The sequence below is a fragment of the Staphylococcus intermedius NCTC 11048 genome, from assembly GCF_002902385.1.
Taxonomy (GTDB): domain Bacteria; phylum Bacillota; class Bacilli; order Staphylococcales; family Staphylococcaceae; genus Staphylococcus; species Staphylococcus intermedius.
On sequence record NZ_PPQH01000009.1, the window covers coordinates 86,727 to 108,772 of the forward strand.

Sequence of the window (22,046 nt, forward strand, 5' to 3'; positions counted from 1 at the left end):
AAAGATACAAAATCAATACATTATAGCGTTTGATTATTCGATAATGGGTATAAAAAATAGGCGAAAAATGAATTTGATGATGCTGTGAGCCCTGTTGTATCAAAGGGTTTAGAGATTTTTGAAACTTGATAAAATTTGAAAATAATGAATGAATATGTTTTAATGTTTAACGTGTTTTGCTAACGAGGAGGTCAAAACAGTATGAAAAAATATAGTGAAGCTATAAAAATAGCTTTTGCCTATGTAGGTGTAGTGGTCGGTGCCGGCTTCTCTACAGGTCAAGAAGTACTGCAATTTTTTAGTCAGTTCGGTATCTATTCCTATATAGGTGTGGTGATTTCAGGGTTAATCTTGACGTTTATCGGACGCCAAGTTGCGAAAATCGGAACAGCTTTTGACGCGGAAAACCATGAATCAACACTAGAGTATTTATTTGGTAAAAAACTTGGACTTATCATCGATTATGTTTTAATTTTATCATTGTATGCTGTAACAATTACGATGATTGCAGGTGCAGGTTCAACATTTAATGAAAGTTTCGGCGTACCCACATGGCTTGGTGCATTGATCATGTGTATTGTTGTTTATATTACGTTGTTAATGGACTTCAATAAGATTGTTAGTGCGTTAGGTATTGTGACACCTGTATTGATTGTGTTAGTTGTACTGATTGCCGCAGCGTCATTATTCCAAGGTTCTACTCCGTTATCAAAAATCAACAGTGTCGTGGAAAACCCAAGTTTGGGCGTAGCGATTTGGAATGGCTTTAACTATGGTGGTTTAGCATTCGCAGTTGGTTTTAGTACACTTGTAGCTATTGGTGGCGATGCGTCTAAGCGTCTAGTCTCTGGTTTAGGTGGTTTAATCGGTGGCGTTGTGTATCTTGTATTATTAGGTTTAATTAACTTTGCGCTACAGTCTGAATATACAGAGATTAAAGACTCAGCAATTCCAACATTAATTTTAGCAGGAAAAATTTCACCTGTTTTAACGTTTATACTTTCTATCGTCATGTTAGCAGTGATGTATAATACGATTTTAGGTCTATCTTATTCATTTGCCGCACGTTTTACATCGCCTTATACGAAGCGCTATTATATCATGATTTCTATTATCGTCCCATTAGCTTATGCATTGAGCTTCGTAGGTTTTGAAGGCTTGATTGCTATTGTGTATCCAATGATGGGGGTTATCGGTCTATTTATCGTTATTGCAGTAGTCGTGAAATATTTATATAGAAAATCACAAGATAAGAAATTCATTGCTTAATTAATAGGATATGTTACAATTCTTCCGAAAGGAAAGATTGGAATGACAAATCGTAGAAAAAGATGGATTTTGATTACCGTCATTATTCTTATTGTTATAGCCGGTCTAATAGCCGGCTATTTTTTTGGTTCTCATGCAACGAAAGAGGCTGAGAATAAAGTTTCGATTCAAAATAAAAATGTTTCTGCTTTTGAAAATATTACATATATGGAAGGACTGCCCAACAGTCAACTTGATATTTTGATGCCGAAACATGTGAATGCGAACGATCAACTGCCCGTCATCTTTTGGGCACATGGTGGTGGATTTATCGCTGGAGACAAGCAATATAAAAATCCTTTGTTGGCGCAAATTGTTGAACATGGGTATGTTGTAGTGAATGTCAATTATGCGTTGGCTCCGGAATATCAGTATCCAACACCGCTCATTCAAATGGACAATGCAGTGCGTTTTATTAAACAACAAGAACAAGAACTACCGATCAACTTAGATGAAGTGATTATTGGTGGGGACTCTGCGGGTGCACAAATTAACAGCCAATATACAGCGATACAAACGAATGCTCAATTGCGTGCTGACATGGGATTTAAGCAGCAATTTAAGCCCGAGCAACTCAAAGCAGCCATATTTTTTGGTGGCTTTTATGATATGCAAACCGTACGTTCGACTGAATTTCCGAGAATTGATTTATTTATGAGAAGTTATACGGGTGTTAAAAATTGGGAGTCACGATTTAAAAATATTGCTGAAATGTCGACGAAAAATCAAGTTACCTCTGATTTTCCAGCAACTTATTTATCGGTTGGGGATGCAGATCCGTTTATGAGTCAAAATGTTTCTTTTGCAGATGCGTTAGAAAAGGAAGGCGTTGTTGTAGAACGCTTTTTCTTTGACGGCTCGCATCATTTGAAACATCAATATCAATTTCATTTGCAAAAACCTGAATCTAAAGAGAATATTCAACAAGTATTGAGCTTTTTAAGTCGAAATACATCTAACACACAAGTGAATACAGAAGTAAAAGATGATATTCATACAGAAATTAATCTAAATCCATATGAGATGTAGACAATGAAGAAAAGACTGATGAGGCATTTCAGCGTCTCATCAGTCTTTTCTTAAATTTTATTGAATACTAAAGCAAACTCATTCATCAAAAAGTTTTAATGAATGAACGATGCGCTTAGTGATTCTCAATTGGAAATGGTACACTAAACATGTCAACGTCATACAGTTGTACCATCATTTAATAAATAAGCCATGATGAGCTCATTGTAATATTGGCCTTGAATTTTTAAAGTGTGGCGCATTTCTCCTTCAACTTTAAATCCGGCACGTTCGTATAAGTGAATGGCTTTTTTATTTTCAGTAACGACAGTGAGTGTGATTCTCGTGATGCCATGGTTTTGACACCAGTTTTTGCAATGTTGAATTAACTCAAACCCGATACCTAAGCCTTGGAATTGACGTAGTACCGCCATAGAAATTTCTGCTTGATGTTCAATGCGACGGAGTTTTTGAGTTGTTACCGTCAAATAACCGACTAATTGATGTTCATTTTCTGCGACGAGGATAGTGAGATGGGGCGAAGTGATGACAGCTTCGATACGTGAAATTGCGTTTTCTAGTGAAGGCATATATTCACCTGGATCGTAAAGCATGTATTCTGATTCTTCAAAAACTTGTTGCATCAGCGTAGTCAATGCTTCCACATCATTGATACTGACTTCTCTGATTGTTATCGTCATGCCTACACCTCCATTCAGTACATATTAATAGGACACGTTGTTGGAAAAGCCTTAAGCTTATTGTATCTTAATTTAATAAATATAGGAAATTTCTAACGTGCAGAATTGAATTTTGAAAAATGGATTAAAAATTATCAATGAATAGAGAAAGGAGTTTTTTATGAAACCGCATGTGTTATTAGCTGGAGGTACAGGCTATATTGGCCGAAGTTTAATTGGAAACTTGCATGATACGACGATACTACATACCATGTCACAATACCCTAAAAGTCAAACACACGACGATATTACAGTTATAAAAGGCGATATATATCATTATGTGGATGTGTTACGTGCAATGGAAGGCATGGATATCGCGGTTTACTTTTTAGATCCGACGAAACATTCAGCCAAATTAACACGCGCATTGGCCAAAGATTTAAATTTAATTGCAGCAGATAATTTCGGACGTGCGGCAGCAGAACAACAAGTGAAAGAAATCATATATGTGAGTGGAAGCCAGTTCGATAATGAGACCGTCAAGCAACTTGGCGCGTACGGTGTGCCAGTTAGAACTACCACACATGCCGTCAAACGTCCGCATATTTCTGTTGAATTTCAAACGTCTAAATACAATGATATTCGTATTGCGCACCATATGCCAAGACCACAAACCTGGAGCTTAGCACAATGGATACAACAATTACGTATTTGGCTGTCAGTCACACCAGGTACGAGAGTTACTGTTGAACAAGATGGCCAGCAATTTAAAGTGTATCGTAAAAATCGTGCGCAGTTGCTAATGCAGTTAGAGCTAGAAAAAATAGACGATGATTTGTATCGATTGGTGATGACAAAAGGGCGTTTAGCACGATTAAATCAAGGGAAGCGTATGCAAATTGAATTTCGTTATATTCGTCAATTCGATTTTGTGATTGTGCATGTCTTTGATTTTATTCCGAGTGCGCTATGGCCAGTCGCATATTTTGTTGAAGTGCCATTTATTCAAATGATGCTGCGTGGTTTTGACACGAAATGCCGCATTCATCATTTTCAATATCGTAAACAAAACGGAGAGGACTTACGTTACACAAAGGACTGATGAAAATGGATATACTCCTTGTAGAAGATGATAAAACTTTATGTCAACAAATTACCGAAGCATTAGCCAGTTGGGATTTTAATGTGATAAAAGTGCACGATTTTGATGCGGTCTTACAAACGTATCTGGACCATCAACCACATATGATATTAATGGATATTACGCTGCCTAAATTTGACGGCTTTTATTGGACACGACAGATTCGGCAACATTCCAGTGTGCCGATTATATTCATTTCGTCGCGTGATAGCCCAATGGATCAAGTGATGAGTATGGAAATTGGGGCCGATGATTATGTACAAAAGCCATTTCATATGCCTGTACTCATTGCGAAACTGCAAGCCATTTTTCGACGTGTGTATCAATACAATCAACAAGAACGTCGCACGATGATATGGCAAGAGGCGGTCGTCGATTGGTCTAAAGGCACAGTGACGAAGCAAGATGATGTGACTTATTTATCCAAAACAGAAATGTTGATTTTAGAAGTGCTCCTCAAACATAAAAATGAAATTGTTGCCCGAGAAGATTTAATGACAGCACTCTGGGATGACGAAGCGTTTGTCAGTGATAATACGTTGACGGTGAATGTGAATCGCTTGCGTAAAAAACTTGCGGCAATGGGCATGCCGTCAGTCATCGAAACTAAAGTTGGAAAGGGATATATTGCGCATGATAACGTCTAAATGGTTTTTATATTTCCTGAGAGAACGTAGCGCCTGGATTTTAATGTTTGTCGTTTTTGATGTCATTTTGTTGTGTTTTGGATTTTTAGATGATGACATCCCGTATAGTAACTTATGGTATATCATCGGTGTGAAATGGATTGTCAGTTTGTTCTTTTTAATACGTGCATCTATGAAAGAGACGCGTTTTTATATGCATTTAGAGACTTTTGAAGAGATTGAAGCTTTCCAACAAAATCAACTCGCGGAAACGCCTTTTGAAAAAGTGACACTGATGTATTTAGAGACAAAGATGACGCAATTACAACAATCAATCGGAGAGCAACAGCACAGAATTGATCTCAATGAACAAAGTATGACGGAATTTATTCACGATATAAAAACTCCTGTGACGGCGCTTAAACTTTTGATTGAAAAAGAAGGAAATCACATGAGGAAACAACAACTGATGTACGAATGGGCGCGCATCGATTATATGTTAGATCAGCATCTATTTTTAGTGCGACTCAATCATCAAGCACATGACATGTATTTTGAAAAAGTGACATTGCGTGGACTTGTTATTGATGAAATACGACAGACGCGTCATATCGCGATGCATAAAGGGATGGGCTTTAATGTCGACATTCCCGAAACGACAATGGTGTATACGGATAAACGATGGATGCGGATGGTCATTCGTCAAATTATTTCAAATGCGATGAAGTATTCTGAGCAAGCGGATATTGATGTGTTTCAAACAATTGAGGATGAGCATGTCGTATTACATATTCGTGATTATGGGGTAGGTATTGCGAAACATGATATGCCACGTATTTTTCAACGTGGTTTTGCAGCTCAAAATGGGCCTGCGATACAAACGTCATCGGGCATGGGACTTTATTTAATTGAAGCGGTCCGTAAAGCACTTGGCATTCATATCGATGTCACGTCTCAAGTGGGTGAAGGGACAACGGTCTCAATCCGCTTTTCAAAACAAAATGATTATCTTGCACGCATGTCAAAGTGACAAAACTGTCACATGAGGCATGCGTTTTGTCACGTGATTCGAACGATTTTATTGTTAATGCGCGATAAAATAACAGTATCAATTCAGCGTAAAGGAGTGTTCGACGTGTCTATTTTAAAAGTGAGTCACGTAAGTAAAATATATGGCAATAAAAAGCAATCATTTGAAGCGTTAAAAGATATACAATTTACAGTTGATAAAGGGGAATTTGTGGCAATTATGGGGCCTTCAGGTTCTGGTAAAACGACTTTGTTAAATGTGATCAGTTCAATCGATAATGTAACAAGAGGAACCATTGAAATTAACGGTCAAGATATTACGAGAATGTCTAATAAGCAATTATCCTATTTCAGAAAAAAAGATGTCGGGTTTATTTTCCAAGACTATAACGTGTTGCATACATTAACTGTTCGAGAAAATATTATGTTGCCACTTTCCATTACAAAACTGAGTCATCAAGAAGCAGAAGCTCGTTATCAAGAAGTGACAGAGGCATTGGGGATTACTGAAATCGGTAGTAAATACCCTGATGAAATTTCAGGTGGTCAAAAGCAACGTACTGCAGCCGCGCGTGCACTGATTAGTAAACCAGCGATTGTATTTGCTGATGAACCGACTGGCGCCCTAGACTCTAAAAGCGCGCAAGACTTGTTAAAACGTTTAGAGACGATTAATCAACAAATGGAAACGACGATTGTCATGGTCACACATGATCCCGTTGCGGCGAGTTATGCGAATCGCGTCATTATGTTAAAGGACGGTCAAATTCATACGGAGTTATTCCAAGGCGATCAACCTGCCTCACAATTTTATCAGGAAATCATTCACAACCAGAGCGTATTGGGTGGTGTGAAACATGCGTTTTAGTGCAATTGTCCTCAAAAACTTCAAACAAAACTTAAGACATTATAGCATTTACTTGTTTTCATTGATGCTCAGTATCGCACTTTATTTTAGTTTTGTAACTTTAAAATATACGGATGACATTTCCAGTGCAGAAGACGCAAAATTGTTGAATGCCGGTGCAGGTATTGGAGAAAAGTTCTTATTTGTGATTATTATCATATTTTTGATGTATGCGAATCGTTTGTTTATTAAACGACGGACGAAAAGTTTTGCGCTATTTCAACTCATCGGTTTATCACGTAAAGATTTGATGCGCATGATGATGTTAGAACAAGCGGTCATTTTTATTGGAACAACAGTCATAGGATTGATTTTAGGATTATTTGGTTCACGATTATTACTATTAATTGTTAAAAAAACAACGCATATTCCAATCGATATTAAAATATTATTCGAACCTAAAGCGTTGACCATTACAATGATATTAATTGTCATATCCTTCATTTTAATTATGGTACAAAGTTTCGTGTTCATTAAGCGCCGTTCGATTATTCAATTGATGTATGATGTGCAACAAAGTGAAGCCACGCAACCGAATATTACGAAAGCTGATGTGATTTTTGGTTTACTTGGTATTGTCATGATTGGTGCGGGTTATTATTTATCAACTATCATGTTAGAGCACATTGAACTCATCGTTGTCTCTGCCCTTTCTATACTCTTTTTAACTGTTGTGGGGGCATACTTGTTTTTCAGAAGTTCAGTGTCATTAATATTTAAATCGTTAAAAAGAAGTAAACGTGGTTATGTGAATGTGACGGATGTTGTATTTACTGCGTCGATTATGCACAGAATGAAAAAGAACGCCTTCTCGTTAACTGTCATCGGCATTATTTCGGCGATTACGATTACGTTATTATCTTTTGCGACAATTGGTAAAGCGAATATTGAGAATAGTGTCAACGGCGAAGCACCGCATGAGTTCACGTATGTAGATGAAACTGATGCGCAAAAGTTTGAAGCGTATTTAAAAGCGAAAAATATTTCATATGACAAAGTGACACAACATGTGATTCAAGTTCCTATTATCGATGCAAGTCAAGGTTTGCGTAAAGACTATAACCGTATACCTGTTGTCAGTGATGCAGAAATTAAAGACATTGATGTGAAACCAGGTGAAATGACATTAGTCAATTATTTAAAAGTATCAGAAACTTTCATAGGATTAGATGAAGGTGTGACATTAGACTTAGGGCGTAAAGAGAAACATGCACCATTGAAAATTACAGAAGCATCTCCATATAACGTGATATCTATTCGAGCAACTTTCGGGTTACCAGTTGCAGTGGTCGATAGCAAAGTTTTCAATACACTCAAAGAAACTCAAATTAAAGATGAAAACGATCAACCGATGACACAAGTTGGCTTTGATTTGAAAAATGAGAAAGATGTTGCGGCGGCTGAAAATGCGAATCTCAAATTCAATAAATTGGTAACACAATCTCGAACATCGTTAGAAAAAGAACAACTGGCATTTTCAGGTATGTTTTTGTTCGTGAGTGGTTTCCTAGGTATTGCCTTTTTAATTGCGGCAGGATGTATCATTTACATTAAACAAATGGATGAAAATGAAGATGAAATGGCAAACTATCAAATTTTGCGTAAAATGGGATATACGCATCAAGATATGTTTAAAGGTTTAGCATTGAAAATCGCCTTTAACTTTGGATTGCCATTGATTATCGGGCTAGGTCATGCTTATTTCGCAGCACGTGCCTTCAATACATTGATGAATGGTGTGAACTTTACACCTGTAATTCTTGCAATGGCGGTATATGCAGTGATTTATTTGATATTTGCAGTACTTGCTTACTACCATTCAAGACGTGCGATTAAATTTTCGATTTAGCAATATGAAAGGGGATAGGAAGAGCATGTTCAGGTAGTATCAGAAGCACATCCTTATCCCATCTTTTTATCGTTGAGGGACCCTCGTTATTTTTGCAGATAACGGGGGCTTATTTTTGTTTGTGGGGATTCATTACTGCTATGATGATGGACCTCATGTTTTAACAAGCTGAAAGTCAAAATTTAATGGGTTGTAGGCTCTGTTTTAATGTTTGAATCATGTACTGCATTTTGAAGCAATATTGAACACGATAAGGGTACGTTTGTTAGACCCTATATCATATAGGTACAACAAGCATAGGAGCAATCTTTACAATACATATGTAGAAAGGCAGCAATAGGATTATGATCTTTTGAAATTGAGCATCTAAAATTTCTCTATATCGACAACAATGATAAGTTTTTATTATCATGTTAAAATATATAAATGGGTCAAATAATGCGAATAAAAAGCTTAAAACAATTTTCTCATAGTTTAATAACTTTACAAAAACGACATATTTATGGCAATTCAAACAAAAAAAGTTACGAAATACTCTGTAGGTTGTCATTTCAGACTTGTCAAAAAATGTAACCCATGTCTGATTTCAAAGCTTCACAAAATAAAATGTTAAGGTTTTGTAAATTTAATTGTAGCTTCTTTAAATATGTGCTATTTTCGAATAGGATTATGAAAAAATGTGAAAACTTTGGCTACCAATAAATTTGAAAGTTAAAAAGGTGATGTTGCCTGCACGTTATATTTTGAGTTAACAAAGGATTAACAATATTTTATAATTAAAGTAACATAACTTTTACAATAGTGATTTAGGTAATCGCTGAATGGAGGATTTTAACATGATTAGGAAGAAAAAGGATAAGTTCATGGAGCGTCTAGAGGATATGATTTTCAATTTAGACCGAGCTGCAATTGAATTCGGTAAAATGGATTTCAATACACATTTAGATTTGCGAGCTTATGCTGACAACGTGAAGACGTATGAGTCACATGGTGATGAATTGATGCATCAAGTGATTACAGACCTCAATCAAACATTTATTACACCAATCGAACGTGAAGACATTATGTCATTGTGTAATGCGATTGATGACGTCTTAGATGCGATGGAAGAAACGTCCGCTATGTTTGAAATGTACTCAATAGAATATACAGATGAATATATGTTAGAGTTTGTAGATAATATTCAAAAAGCAATTGGGGAAATGAAATTAGCAATTGGCTTAATGACAGAGAAAAAGCTTTCACATATGCGTGTGCATTCAATTAATATTAAAGAATATGAAACAAATTGTGATGGTATTTTACGTCAATCCATTAAGCATATCTTTAATAGTGAAACAGACCCTGTCACTTTAATTAAGATCAAAGACATTTATGAAAGTTTGGAAAATATTGCTGACCGCTGCCAAGCTGTTGCGAATAATTTTGAAACAATCATAATGAAAAATAGCTAAGGGAGTCCTCATTTATGGAGTTTTTGTTGCTTATTACAGTAGCTATCATTATCTTTTCGTTATTATTTGATTTTATTAACGGATTTCACGATACAGCGAATGCCGTAGCGACAGCAGTATCGACACGTGCTTTAACGCCAAGACAAGCCATTTTCTTAGCGGCTATTATGAACTTCGTTGGTGCTTTGACCTTTACGGGTGTGGCTTCAACAATTACAAAAGAGATTGTGGACCCATTTACATTAGATAACGGATTAGTCGTTGTATTGTCCGCGATCTTAGCAGCCATTGTGTGGAATTTAGTGACTTGGTATTACGGTATACCGAGTTCGTCTTCACATGCGTTAATTGGAGCGATTGCAGGTGCGGCCATTGCTTCTGCAGGATCAATTAATGTATTACACTTTCAAGGGTTTACAAAAATCGTCCTTGTGTTAATTTTGTCACCAGTGATTGCGTTTATTGTAGGTTTTGTAATGTATACGATTGTTAAACGTGTGTTCAAAAATGCAAACTTAACACGTGCGAATCGTAACTTCCGATTTTTCCAAATCTTCACTGCGTCGTTACAGTCGTTTTCACACGGGACGAATGATGCGCAAAAATCAATGGGTATCATTACAATGGCATTAATCGTTGCGAATATGCAAACAAGTGTCGAACCTGCATTGTGGGTAAAAGTTTCCTGTGCTGCAGCAATGGGCTTAGGTACAGCAGTTGGTGGTTGGAAAATTATTAAAACTGTTGGTGGTAATATCATGAAAATCCGTCCAGCGAATGGGGCGTCAGCAGATTTAGCATCAGCGTTAACGATCTTTGTCGCATCATCGTTACATTTTCCATTATCGACAACACACGTCGTTTCATCTTCAATTCTAGGTGTGGGCTCATCGAATAGAATTAAAGGTGTACATTGGAATACAGCGAAACGTATGATTGTGACATGGGTGATTACATTACCTATTTCTGCACTGCTTGCAAGTGTGTTTTACTTCATTTTAAATTTATTCCTATAAGGATGAATGAGATATTAACAAGGAGCTGAGATATAAGTCTTGGCTCCTTTTTGATTTCAGTAGATTTTGAAGGTGGAGAGAGGGGATGGTGTCAATATGAAGATATTATTATAACAGAAAACGTATTGACCTTCACTTTGAATTTTCACTCACATTCAATAAAGAAGGGACGAATTGTTAAAAACGTGAAGAAAGGCTGGGTAGTGAGAAGTCAAGCGCTTGAAAAATATGAAGCACTGTTTAAGTCATAGTCAACGCATCCTTCGTCTTTATAAATCAAGTCGCTCATCTATTTTGATGAATCGAGAATACGCAAGGGTTCCGTTACATTTTTATTGGAAGGCAAAAAAAGATTAACTAATGATGTTCGTAAACACCATAGTTAATCTCTCTTGTCTCACTATATTAATGAATATAATTGTATGATGAAGCAATTGATGCTGGAATTGTACGATAATCTTGTTGTCCTGGTGGTGTATTGTAGTTCATTTCTGAAATTAAAATGCTACCATCACTGTTGACACGTTCGACAAAAGCAACGTGACCCACTGGACCTTCATAGTTTTGCATGATTGAACCTACTGTTGGATTATGGTCTACTGTATAACCATCTGCTGCGGCATTCGCTGCCCAATGATCAGCATTCCACCAATACGTACTAATCGGTTGACCGATTTGTGCACGGCGATCAAACACATAGTATGTACATTGCCCCCAATCATATAGGTTTTGGTGGCTGAATGTTGGTGTGTTGTATTGACCACTTGTTGCGATACTGCCTGTTCCACCGGCACCACCTGTTGCTTTATAACTGCTTGTCCCACCTGGGATTTGAAGTTGTTGGTTAGGATGGATTAAGTAGCTAGATAATCCGTTCACACGCATTAATTCTTGAACTGACACACCGTATTTTGTGGCAATAATATTTAAAGATTCGCCAGCTTGTACAGTGTATGTACCTCCAATTTGTTGAGGCACAGTAGCTGAAGATTGTGTACCACTACCGCCACCTATAGATAAAACTTGGCCAGGGAAGACCATGTTGTTTTGTAATTGATTAGATTGCTTAAGTGCATCCACTGTTGTTCCATATTGTTGTGCGATGGACCAAAGTGAGTCACCAGCTTGGACTGTGTATTGCGTTGACGCGTCGGCATCTTGATGATTGAGCATAGCGACGGCTGCCGCACCTGAAGTCAACGTACATGCGAATGCGAGTTTTTTCAATGTATTGCCTCCTTAGTTACACGAATGATATGATGTGCTGAGCAATGAATAACGAAATGTGTAATTTGATTATTAATTCAATCATTATGATAACAAAAATATTGGAACATAGGGGAGATGTTACGAATCTGTAATGTTGTAAAAAATATTGTTTTGCTATCAAGTGGGACTTGAATGTTGTCACAATCCAATTTATAGAAAATTTGGTTTGTGAGTCTTATGAGATAATTAAAGTTTTTGTAATATAAATGTATCGTATATTGATGTTTATCGTATATCGTTTCAGAATTTGAATATCCTTTGACATATCGTAAAATAGAATGAAAGGAGGCAAAATGAGATGACAACACGGTATCAATCCCGCTCTGCTTATAGTAAAGTCTGGTTATTTTTTATGTATTATTGGCTGATTTTTGGGATTTCAACATATTTTGGACAATTTTTACCAATAGCTTGGCGACAACCACTATCTATCGGATTGCTCGTCTTAATCTTAGCTTCTATGGTGCTTCAACGTGTGCGCTTTAGTGGCCCGATTATTTCTCACATCTATACAATTGTCGTTGGATTATTATCTTATGCAACATTCATGTATACATTACAAGATCTAGGCGCAACTTTATTTTTCAATATGGTCATTTTAGCCGTATCCGGATTTGTAGCTTTTGGTATCCTCGGCTATTTTTGGATTGAAGATGCATCGAGCTTAGGAAAATATTTATTCGTTACATTAATCGCGCTCATATTAGCGAGTCTTGTCGGTTGGTGGATTCACAGTCCAATCTATTTCACGATTATTGCTGTTGTAGGGTTATTACTATTTTTATTGTATACACTTTATGACTTCAATCGCATGAAACGAGGTCAGTTTTCACCACGAGAATTAGGCTTTAATTTATTTTTAAACCTTTTCCACATTATTCGATATGTGTTAGAATTAGCTCGTATAGTGAGACGCTAAAATAATTGAATATTTGAAACAATCCACTGGAAGTGCCGTTGATAATGGCTGAGATTGAAATGATGATTTCAAAATTCCTGAACCTGATCCAGTTCGTACTGGCGTAGGAAAGTGGCTGTATTCGTGTCAAATGAGGCTACTTTTCTGTTGTATTTAACAGGGGAGTAGTTTTTTTATTATAAGCATTGTGGGAGGTGAGAAGGGCGGTGATTATAGTCATTACACCGTATGTTGAATTAAATGATTGGCATATCAAACGGCTGTGCACGATTGAAAGTCAGATTGTTGGTGTGATTTTACGAACACCTATGGATGGACAGCAACTCAAGCGATGGACTATCCAATTATTGGCGAACGGCTTTCCAAAATCTAAAGTTATCATGCATACAGATTTGGCATTAGCCATCGAACTCGGTATTACAAATGTACATTTTAAAGAGGGGGATTCGCGTGCAGCGATGTTGAAAAAGAAATGTCCGCACTATCAAGTGAGTATGTCGACACATTCAGCAGCGATGGTTCGCGAAGCAAAGACACAACAATTAGACTTTGTGTTGTTCGGTCACCTTTTTCCGACCGCGTCAAAACCTGAAGTACCACCACGGACGCAAACTGAAATCACGGATGTATTGGCTATTGAATTCCCGATAGTCGCATTGGGAGGTGTGACAGCTGATACAGTGCATCAAGTAGCATCTCATTTTACAGGAATTGCGTGTATTAGCAGTGCATTTGGCCATGAACTTCAACAATTTGACAAGATGACCCAAAAATGGAGATTAAAGAAGGTGGAATAAATGGAAGTTTTTGTAAATGGAGAACAGCAACAATTTGAGGAAGGCACGACGGTGCAAGACATTTTAGACCATTTCGGTATTGAAGCGAAACGGATGGCTGTCGAACGTAATGCAGCAGTTGTTAAACGCTCGGAATGGTCAACAACCGAAGTACGACAAGCAGATCAATTAGAATTGTTAGAATTTGTAGGAGGCGGTTAACAGATGTTTAAAATTGGAAACTTAACTTTTAACTCGAGATTATTTTTAGGAACTGGAAAATTTGAAAACGAAGCCATTCAATCTAAAGCAATTGAAGCATCAGAAACAGAAGTACTCACTTTTGCGGTAAGACGCATGAGTTTATATGACAAAAATTTACCGAATCCTCTAGCGAATGTTGATTTATCAAAATTTACGACGTTTCCAAATACAGCAGGGGCAAAAACAGCAGAAGAAGCTGTACGTATCGCTGAGTTAGCGCGTGAAGCTGGCGTGTGTGACATGATTAAGGTCGAAGTGATTGGCGATGATGATACATTACTTCCAGATCCACTAGAAACGTATAAAGCTTGCGAAATTTTATTAGAAAAGGGTTATATTGTTTGCCCCTACATTTCAGATGATGTCGTGTTGGCGAAGCGACTCGAAAGTTTAGGTGTGCATGCTGTGATGCCACTTGCTTCTCCTATTGGTACAGGGCGTGGTATTACTAATCCATTGAACCTCCGTTATATTATAGAAAAGTGTGAAGTACCCGTTATTGTTGATGCAGGCATTGGTTCAGCCAAAGACTGTGCGGAAGCGATGGAACTCGGTGCAGATGCGATATTGCTCAATTCAGCCGTCTCACGCGCACAAGATCCAGTTAAAATGGCTGAAGCAATGAAAAAAGGCATTGAAGCGGGCCGTTTGAGCTATGAAGCAGGGCGTATTCCGATTCGTTATAATGCGGTTCAATCAAGTCCGTCAGAGGGGCTAGGCTTTTTATAATGGAACGTTATCATAGACAAATGCGCTTCCAACATTTCGGGGAGTCTGGTCAACGTCAATTACAACAATTGCACGTATTTGTCATAGGTGTTGGTGCTTTAGGCAGTGGTATTGCAGAACAACTGGTGAGAAGCGGTGTGGGCAAGCTTACCATTGTTGATAAAGATGTGGTGCATTTATCCAACTTACACCGTCAAAGTGGCTATGTTGAAGCAGATGCGGAAGCGATGAAGCCGAAAGTGTTTGCGCTTAAAGAACGCCTTGCCATGATGAATCATGAAGTGACAATTGAACCGTTGTATGAAGAAGTGACAGCACGAAATATTGAAGGCATCCTTGAAGCGTTACAACCTGACATGGTACTCGATGGACTCGATCGTTTTGAAACACGCTATTTGGTCAATGAAGCGACCCGGAAATTGAACATCCCTTATATTTATGGTGCAGTTGTAGGCAGTCAATTGAGTGTCTTTCCAGTGAGTCATGATGGCCCGTGTTTACATTGTGTCATGCCGGACGTGCCTGAGACGATGGAAAGTTGTGATCTTAATGGGGTTCTGCCACCCGCTGTTCATTTGGCCAGTAGTTTTGTCGTGGCAGAAGTTTTTTATTACTTGATGCACGGCGATTTTTCTTACCAAATGACGACAAGTGACATTGATCAAGGTAAAGTGAAAAAACTTTCGATTCAAAACCTTAAAGAAGCGGATTGCCCTGTATGTGCACAACGTCAGTTTACACGACTACAAAATAAGCAGCTCGAGACTACGCAGCTGTTATGTGGGGGTGTGTATCAATTCAGGTTGGCACCAGAACAATTTGAAGCCCCAATATGTCAAGAAGTCGCGATACTAATTGATAATGCTTTTGTTAAACGCTTTCGACTAGAATCTTTTGAAATGACATTCTATCAAGATGGGCGATTATTAGTTTATGGTGCAGAGGACATCCACTCAGCACGATCCATCGTTCGACAACTCTTTGAATATCCCATTTCTGTGTAGAATGTTGCCATAGTCTAAATTTTACATGTATAATAAAGGGTACTCAAAAAAGTATTTGAAAGCGAGATGGAAGTCATGGGACGTAAATGGAATAATATTAAAGAAAAGAAAGCGCAAAAAGACAAAAATACAAGTCGCATATACGCTAAATTTGGTAAAGAGATTTATGTAGCTGCGAAATCAGGTGAACCTGATCCTGAATCTAATCAACAATTAAAATTTGTCCTTGAACGCGCGAAAACTTATTCTGTACCCAACCATATTATTGATAGAGCGATTGAAAAAGCAAAAGGTGGCGGCGAAGAAGACTTTGATTCACTCCGTTACGAAGGTTTCGGTCCAAGTGGTTCAATGGTGATTGTGGACGCCTTAACGAACAACGTCAATCGTACAGCTTCTGACGTGAGAGCGGCTTTCGGTAAAAACGGCGGAAATATGGGCGTATCTGGCTCAGTAGCTTATATGTTCGATCATACCGCTACATTTGCATTTGAAGGCTTTGATGCGGACACAGTACTTGAAGCTTTAATGGAAAACGATATTGATGTACGTGACGTCATTGAAGAAGGTGGCTTAACGATTGTATACGCAGAGCCTGATCAGTTTGCGACTGTACAAAAAGCTTTGGCACAATTAGGTGTTACATCATTTGAAGTCGCTGAACTTGAAATGTTACCACAAACTGAGGTTCAACTTTCAGTAGAAGATCAAGAAACGTTTGAAAAATTAATCGATGTATTAGAAGAGTTAGAAGACGTTCAACACGTTTATCATAATGTAGAACTTGCATAGTCACTGGAGGTCAATGCCATGGAAGCACAAGAATGGGTGCGCCATCTAGATTTAACCCCTCATCCAGAAGGGGGCTATTATCGCCAAACCATTTTAAGTCCGGATACGACGAATGAAAGACCGCACTATTCGAGCATTTATTTTCTACTCGAGGATAAAAACATTTCACATTTCCATCGAATTGATGCAGATGAGATTTGGTATTATCATGCGGGTGAGACGTTGACGATTCATATGATTTTTCCAGATCATACGTATCAAGCAGTGCAATTAGGACCAAATGTGGCAAATGGCGATGTATTGCAATATGTTGTGCCAAAAGGGACGATATTTGCATCATCTATCGAACGTGAAAATGCATTTGCTGTTGTCGGTTGTATGGTGCAACCCGCGTTTCAGTTTGAGCATTTTGAGTTGTTCACACAAGCGGAATTGTTGGCATGGTATCCGGAACATGAAGCGATTATTCGTAAATATGCGAAGGTTTCGGTGGAAGGATAGGTTGATTTGAAAGACTGATGAGATGTTGGTGTCTTATCGGTCTTTTTTGTTTTCACAAATGATAGTGGGGGATATGTCATAAGCTTTGTCATTGAGAGATTGCTGAACCATCACTCGCTTTCTTAGGGGCTGATTCTTCAACTAACCCACGCTAGATTTTAAAGTAACATAGTAGAAGCGTTGGTGGATTTTCCGAATCAGCTCATCCCTCAAGCGTCTCGGATGGTTCAAGCAATTCTAAACCGCGACTGACTCATAAAACATGAAAATGCGAAAACAAAAAGTATGATGTCTATTGAATGAGAGGGATTCGGCGAGGCGTTCTTAGGGGACTTGCCTCAACTCAATTTGGCTTGATTGGGACGTACATTCAATTGGCATCAGTGTATAGAAATATAACGACCGTTTGAGTGGAAAAAGTAGTGTTCGACTGCGAGGGCATCATGTTTTGGTTTATAAATGTCTCTGAATGAACAGTAATTTTATATTATAGTATAGTTGCAACAAGTGACATCCTACTTCGATTTATATATAATGAAAAAAAGGGAGTTGGTGGCTGTGAAAGTGAAATATATTGACAAACGTCACTGGCGTCGCCTCTTAGACCATGATTATATCGAAGTTAAAGTCAATAACAATAAATTTAAAGGCATAATAGGTTTAATTTCAATTAAAAAGGTGAGAGATCCTTTAGAGGTGACTGTTGTAAATCAACGGATGGTAGTAGCTGATGATGGCTATCAATGGCTACAAATCCTGCCAGAGAAAAAGCGTTACAGCATGACAGTAATGTTCGATGATAAAGGTCAACCTTTGCAATACTATTTTGATATTAATTTAAAAAACATTATCCAAAAAGGCAAGGCACGGACAATTGATTTATGTTTAGATGTGCTTGCATTACCAGATGGACAATATGAACTCGTGGACCAAGATGACTTAGAGCGTGCATTTAAATCGAACCAAATTACGCGAAAGCAATATCATGAAGCTTATGTGATTGCACATCAATTAATGATTCAAATTGATGAGGATTTTGAGAGCATTCAAAATAAAGCAATGTATTGTTATCACAAAATTAATCGCAAATACCAAAAGCAAGAAAAGTATAAACAGTTTGAAACATCAAATGGAGATGGTTTTCACACACCGTAACAACCACCACTGTGTGCTGTGAAAAGATTTCTGCACACTGGACAATGATCTTGTCTAGTGTTTCTTTTATTTTGAGGAGGCTGTACGATGAAAATTGATGATTATCGGTTATTAATTACTTTAGATGAAACACGCACACTGAGAAAAGCGGCTGAACGTCTTTATATTTCACAACCTGCTGTGACCCAACGTTTGAAATCCATTGAACGTCATTTTGGTGTGGACATTTTTATTCGTACGAAAAAACAGTTGATTACGACGACGGAAGGTGCGATGGTCATTGCCCATGCGAAATCCATGCTGAAACAAGAGCGTCTATTCCAAGATAAGATTAAGGCGCATGTCGGTGCAATTAATGGAACGTTATCGATAGGCTGTTCTTCTTTAGTCGGTCAAACGGTCTTACCAGAAGTGTTGAATCGATACACTGCTGAGTTTCCAAACGTTGAAATTCAATTACAAGTCGGTTCTAGTGATCATATTAAAGCAAATCATAACGATTACCATATTATGATTGTGAGAGGTAATCCGTTACTCAATATGCACAACGATCACTTGATGGATGATCAGCATTATTTCATCTTTCCAAAAAATAAAGAAACGGAATTACATAAGTTGCCTTTTATTGAATTTCAAGCAGACCCGGTTTATATCAATCAAATTAAGACATGGTATCAACAGCATATGTCCCAGGATTATCATGCGCGAATTAAGGTGGACCAAGTGGCGACCTGTAAAGCATTGTTGTTGAGTGGCGTCGGGGTGACAATTTTACCGGAAATTATGGTAAAAGATTTAGATGAATCTCAATTTGAAATGTTAAAAGTAGACGTAGAAGAGCAATCTTTAGTCCGTTCTACATATTTAAGTTACGACATGAGTATGGTACAGTTACCTCAAGTGAGTTCATTTATTAATGTGTTTAAGACATATTTACACATTGAAGATATCGAATAAAGACATGTGGTGAATAGAAAAAGAGTGTAAAGCATGACGTCATTCAATATCAATTTTAAATATATAAAGGGAGAACACACATGTTTCGTGAATTGTTAACGATTAAAAATTATAAGTTATTTATTGTGAATATGATGCTGATTGGGATGGGCATTGCAATTACAGTTCCATTTTTTGTCTTATTTGCAACGAATCAGTTGGGGATGACAACCAATCAGTTTGGATTGTTATTAGCGTTGGCAGCCATTAGTCAATTTACGATGAACAGCATTGTCGCGCGTTTTTCGGATACACACGCGATTAATCGAAAAGTACTGATTATTGCAGGTTTATTAATGGGTGCCATCAGTTTTAGTTTGCCATTTTTTGTGCATTCCATTGTACTATTTATTATTTTGTATGCCATTTTTCAAGGGCTATTCGCTCCGGCTATGCCCCAACTTTATGCTTCGGCAAGGGAGTCTATTAATCAATCTACATCGAGTAGTCGTGCGGTATTTGCCAATTCAGTTTTACGTTCCATGTTTTCATTTGGTTTTTTATTTGGTCCGTTAGTGGGAAATATTTTAAACCAATCATGGGGCTATAGTGGTTTGTTTGGCGGGACTGTCGCGATTATTTTGACGACGCTACTTCTTCAAGTTTTCTTTTTCAAGGATGTTAAAGCGAAAAAGCCCATTCGAGATAGTGTAGAAACAGAACGAAACGCACCATCTATGTTGAAACATCGTTATTTAATCGTCCCGTTTGTTGCTTTTGTGTTGCTACATATTGGTCAGTGGATGTACACACTCAATATGCCGCTTTTTGTGACACAATATTTAAATGAAGAAGAAAAATATGTAGGTCACCTTGCAAGTTTATGTGCCGGTTTAGAAGTGCCATTTATGATTATTTTAGGCATGGTCGCAAGTAAAGTAGAGACGCGGACGTTATTAGCCATTGCGGCAGTGTGTGGGAGTTTATTTTTCGGTAGTATAGGCGTATTTGAAAGTGTCCATACGATGCTCGTTGGCCAAGTGTTACTGGCAGCCTTTTTAGCGGTATTACTTGGTATAGGCATTAGTTATTTTCAAGATGTTCTACCGCAATATCCAGGTTATGCGTCGACGTTATTTGCCAATGCAATGGTGATCGGTCAATTGTTAGGGAATTTATTAGGTGGCGCAATGAGTCAGTGGGTTGGCTTAGGCAATGTCTTTTATGTTTCTGCGCTTTCATTGGCGTGTGGTTTTGTGTTAATTTTATTTACTAAGAAAAGTAGAAAAACAGTTCAAACTGTGTAAATAAGGAGTTGACATACAGTAATGTCAGATGTGATTTTATGGGTACTCGTTTTAGCGGCATTCGTATTGGCATTTATCGGTTTAATCAAGCCTATCATTCCAGCAATTCCCGTATTGTGGATTGGCTTTTTGATTTATCAATTTGGCATTAATGGTGCCACGTTGTCCTGGATTTTTTGGACAGCAATGATGATATTCACGATTTTTATTTTCGTATCAGACTTATGGCTCAATCGCTATTTTGTGAATCGATTTGGGGGGACGAAAAAAGGTGAGTGGGCCGCATTAATTGGTGTGCTTGTGGGGGTGTTTGTCCTACCGCCATTTGGTGTGGTGATTGTGCCATTTATCGCTGTGATGATTGTTGAAATGATGCAGTCTAAAAATTTAATGCAAGCAATCAAAGCGAGTATTGGTTCACTTATCGCATTTTTCTCTAGTGCCGTGATGCAAGCCATGCTTATGTTTGTCATGATCATTTGGTTTTTCATCGACGCGTTACTCATCAATTAAAGTCGTATTCCCAAAATAAAAAAAGTCAGGTGAATGAATGGTAAACGCGCCATTCATCAACCTGACTTTTTTAATGGGATACACGCAATTAAAAATCTATCGCCAAGACGCACTTTTAGCACGATCGTCATTTTTGTATTTCAACATGCCGAGTGGAACGATGACAAACGAAGCAATAATAAATGTCCAGTTACCAATATGGATATATGGACCGAATTGTAAAAAGTTTTGCGGGAAAAAGAAAATAATAAAAATTAATAAAGTAAGGGCTATTAATACGACATAGCCAATCAGCCAAGCGAAACGCGAATAGTCAAAAGCTTGAAGTTGTATCATTTTAAAACAAGACCAAATGAATAAAAAAGTGACAAATATTCCGGCAACAAAAGTAAGCGGAAAGGTATACAAATAAACACGTGTATCATTAATAAAAAATCCTAAAAAACCTTTTAAGAAGCAGAATACACCTAATAAAAAGACGATATGTTGTAAAATATAATGACAAATATTTTTAAAAGTATGATTCGGCATCTCTTTTATTGTTTGAATGGCATGTTTTTTAGGTTGATGATCAAAAAATTCCATCGCATGGAGACCTTTGTTTTCAGCTTTAAGTAAATGATCTAAAATACGTTGCAACACTTTTTCGGAGTCATGTGCATTGACGCGCATATCCGCACGAACATAGGTCATGTAACTTTCAAAGATTTGGCGATCCGTATTGTTCAGCCGTAATGATTTAACATTATTTTCTTTCATCAGTTCATTCGTCGTTTTCATCGGTCAAGCACCTCCTCAAGTTTAAATCATAATGAACTGTACTTATTATGACGATATTCATGAGATAAATCAATCCTAAATGA

General features: G+C 37.6%; 23 protein-coding genes and 1 riboswitch. Of the genes, 20 read left to right on the plus strand and 3 right to left on the minus strand.

The window, feature by feature from the left end; genetic code table 11:
- The first annotated feature begins 201 nt into the window (after nt 1-201).
- A complete protein-coding gene (locus tag CD138_RS02395) occupies nt 202-1,269 on the plus strand; it encodes a YkvI family membrane protein (RefSeq protein ID WP_019168600.1) in 1,068 nt (355 codons plus the stop codon).
- 42 nt (nt 1,270-1,311) lie between these two features.
- The gene (locus CD138_RS02400) at nt 1,312-2,337 is read left to right on the plus strand and encodes an alpha/beta hydrolase (RefSeq protein WP_019168599.1); all 1,026 of its coding nucleotides are present in this window, start codon (nt 1,312-1,314) and stop codon (nt 2,335-2,337) included.
- Between the two features lie 158 nt (nt 2,338-2,495).
- On the opposite strand, the gene CD138_RS02405 is transcribed toward CD138_RS02400, so the two are convergent.
- Nucleotides 2,496-3,017: a GNAT family N-acetyltransferase gene (locus CD138_RS02405; protein WP_019168598.1), complete on the minus strand. Its 522-nt coding sequence runs from the start codon at nt 3,015-3,017 to the stop codon at nt 2,496-2,498.
- Nucleotides 3,018-3,177: 160 nt separating this feature from the next.
- On the opposite strand from CD138_RS02405, the gene CD138_RS02410 reads away from it, so the two are divergent.
- From CD138_RS02410 to CD138_RS02440, 7 genes are all read left to right on the plus strand, one after another.
- A complete protein-coding gene (locus CD138_RS02410) occupies nt 3,178-4,098 on the plus strand; it encodes an NAD(P)H-binding protein (protein ID WP_019168597.1) in 921 nt (306 codons plus the stop codon).
- Between the two features lie 5 nt (nt 4,099-4,103).
- Nucleotides 4,104-4,784, plus strand: a complete 681-nt coding sequence (locus CD138_RS02415) for a response regulator transcription factor (protein WP_019168596.1) — start codon at nt 4,104-4,106, stop codon at nt 4,782-4,784.
- 43 nt (nt 4,785-4,827) lie between these two features.
- Nucleotides 4,828-5,793, plus strand: a complete 966-nt coding sequence (locus CD138_RS02420; protein ID WP_241522231.1) for a sensor histidine kinase — start codon at nt 4,828-4,830, stop codon at nt 5,791-5,793.
- Between the two features lie 105 nt (nt 5,794-5,898).
- Nucleotides 5,899-6,660 (plus strand): ABC transporter ATP-binding protein, encoded by a 762-nt coding sequence (locus tag CD138_RS02425; protein WP_019168594.1) that lies wholly within the window; start codon nt 5,899-5,901, stop codon nt 6,658-6,660.
- Nucleotides 6,650-8,548: an FtsX-like permease family protein gene (locus CD138_RS02430; protein ID WP_019168593.1), complete on the plus strand. Its 1,899-nt coding sequence runs from the start codon at nt 6,650-6,652 to the stop codon at nt 8,546-8,548. Before CD138_RS02425 ends, CD138_RS02430 begins: the two co-directional genes overlap by 11 nt.
- 836 nt (nt 8,549-9,384) lie before the next feature.
- On the plus strand, nt 9,385-10,002 hold the full coding sequence (locus CD138_RS02435; RefSeq protein ID WP_014614598.1) for a DUF47 domain-containing protein: 618 nt from the start codon (nt 9,385-9,387) through the stop codon (nt 10,000-10,002).
- A gap of 14 nt (nt 10,003-10,016) precedes the next feature.
- On the plus strand, nt 10,017-11,018 hold the full coding sequence (locus CD138_RS02440; protein WP_019168592.1) for an inorganic phosphate transporter: 1,002 nt from the start codon (nt 10,017-10,019) through the stop codon (nt 11,016-11,018).
- 405 nt (nt 11,019-11,423) lie between these two features.
- Here CD138_RS02440 and CD138_RS02450 read toward each other — a convergent pair whose 3' ends face one another.
- Nucleotides 11,424-12,245: a LysM peptidoglycan-binding domain-containing protein gene (locus CD138_RS02450; RefSeq protein ID WP_019168590.1), complete on the minus strand. Its 822-nt coding sequence runs from the start codon at nt 12,243-12,245 to the stop codon at nt 11,424-11,426.
- Nucleotides 12,246-12,585: 340 nt separating this feature from the next.
- On the opposite strand from CD138_RS02450, the gene CD138_RS02455 reads away from it, so the two are divergent.
- The 11 genes from CD138_RS02455 to CD138_RS02505 all read left to right on the plus strand — a co-directional run bounded on the left by CD138_RS02455 (nt 12,586) and on the right by CD138_RS02505 (nt 21,183).
- Nucleotides 12,586-13,206, plus strand: coding sequence for a Bax inhibitor-1/YccA family protein (locus CD138_RS02455; RefSeq protein ID WP_019168589.1), 621 nt, complete (start codon nt 12,586-12,588; stop codon nt 13,204-13,206).
- 18 nt (nt 13,207-13,224) lie between these two features.
- Nucleotides 13,225-13,333, plus strand: a riboswitch (TPP riboswitch).
- A gap of 79 nt (nt 13,334-13,412) precedes the next feature.
- Nucleotides 13,413-14,003: a thiamine phosphate synthase gene (locus tag CD138_RS02460; protein ID WP_019168588.1), complete on the plus strand. Its 591-nt coding sequence runs from the start codon at nt 13,413-13,415 to the stop codon at nt 14,001-14,003.
- Nucleotides 14,004-14,204: a sulfur carrier protein ThiS gene (gene thiS, locus CD138_RS02465; RefSeq protein ID WP_019168587.1), complete on the plus strand. Its 201-nt coding sequence runs from the start codon at nt 14,004-14,006 to the stop codon at nt 14,202-14,204.
- 3 nt (nt 14,205-14,207) lie between these two features.
- Nucleotides 14,208-14,975: a thiazole synthase gene (locus CD138_RS02470; RefSeq protein WP_019168586.1), complete on the plus strand. Its 768-nt coding sequence runs from the start codon at nt 14,208-14,210 to the stop codon at nt 14,973-14,975.
- Nucleotides 14,975-15,979 (plus strand): ThiF family adenylyltransferase, encoded by a 1,005-nt coding sequence (locus tag CD138_RS02475; RefSeq protein ID WP_019168585.1) that lies wholly within the window; start codon nt 14,975-14,977, stop codon nt 15,977-15,979. The genes CD138_RS02470 and CD138_RS02475 overlap by 1 nt, the downstream gene beginning before the upstream one ends.
- A 75-nt stretch (nt 15,980-16,054) precedes the next feature.
- Nucleotides 16,055-16,771, plus strand: a complete 717-nt coding sequence (locus tag CD138_RS02480; protein WP_026066855.1) for a YebC/PmpR family DNA-binding transcriptional regulator — start codon at nt 16,055-16,057, stop codon at nt 16,769-16,771.
- A gap of 18 nt (nt 16,772-16,789) precedes the next feature.
- On the plus strand, nt 16,790-17,272 hold the full coding sequence (locus CD138_RS02485) for a cupin domain-containing protein (protein ID WP_019168583.1): 483 nt from the start codon (nt 16,790-16,792) through the stop codon (nt 17,270-17,272).
- Nucleotides 17,273-17,830: 558 nt separating this feature from the next.
- On the plus strand, nt 17,831-18,427 hold the full coding sequence (locus CD138_RS02490; RefSeq protein ID WP_026066854.1) for a ribonuclease FAU-1 family protein: 597 nt from the start codon (nt 17,831-17,833) through the stop codon (nt 18,425-18,427).
- Between the two features lie 87 nt (nt 18,428-18,514).
- Nucleotides 18,515-19,384 (plus strand): LysR family transcriptional regulator, encoded by an 870-nt coding sequence (locus CD138_RS02495; RefSeq protein ID WP_019168581.1) that lies wholly within the window; start codon nt 18,515-18,517, stop codon nt 19,382-19,384.
- An 80-nt stretch (nt 19,385-19,464) separates the two neighbouring features.
- The gene (locus CD138_RS02500; RefSeq protein WP_019168580.1) at nt 19,465-20,670 is read left to right on the plus strand and encodes a sugar efflux transporter; all 1,206 of its coding nucleotides are present in this window, start codon (nt 19,465-19,467) and stop codon (nt 20,668-20,670) included.
- A gap of 21 nt (nt 20,671-20,691) precedes the next feature.
- Entirely contained in the window at nt 20,692-21,183 is a 492-nt protein-coding gene (locus tag CD138_RS02505; protein WP_019168579.1) for a DUF456 domain-containing protein, read from the plus strand.
- Between the two features lie 96 nt (nt 21,184-21,279).
- Here the strand turns inward: CD138_RS02505 and CD138_RS02510 are convergent, their stop codons facing one another.
- Complete coding sequence (locus CD138_RS02510) at nt 21,280-21,963, minus strand: DUF1129 family protein (RefSeq protein ID WP_019168578.1); 684 nt, start codon at nt 21,961-21,963, stop codon at nt 21,280-21,282.
- Nucleotides 21,964-22,046 lie beyond the last annotated feature (83 nt).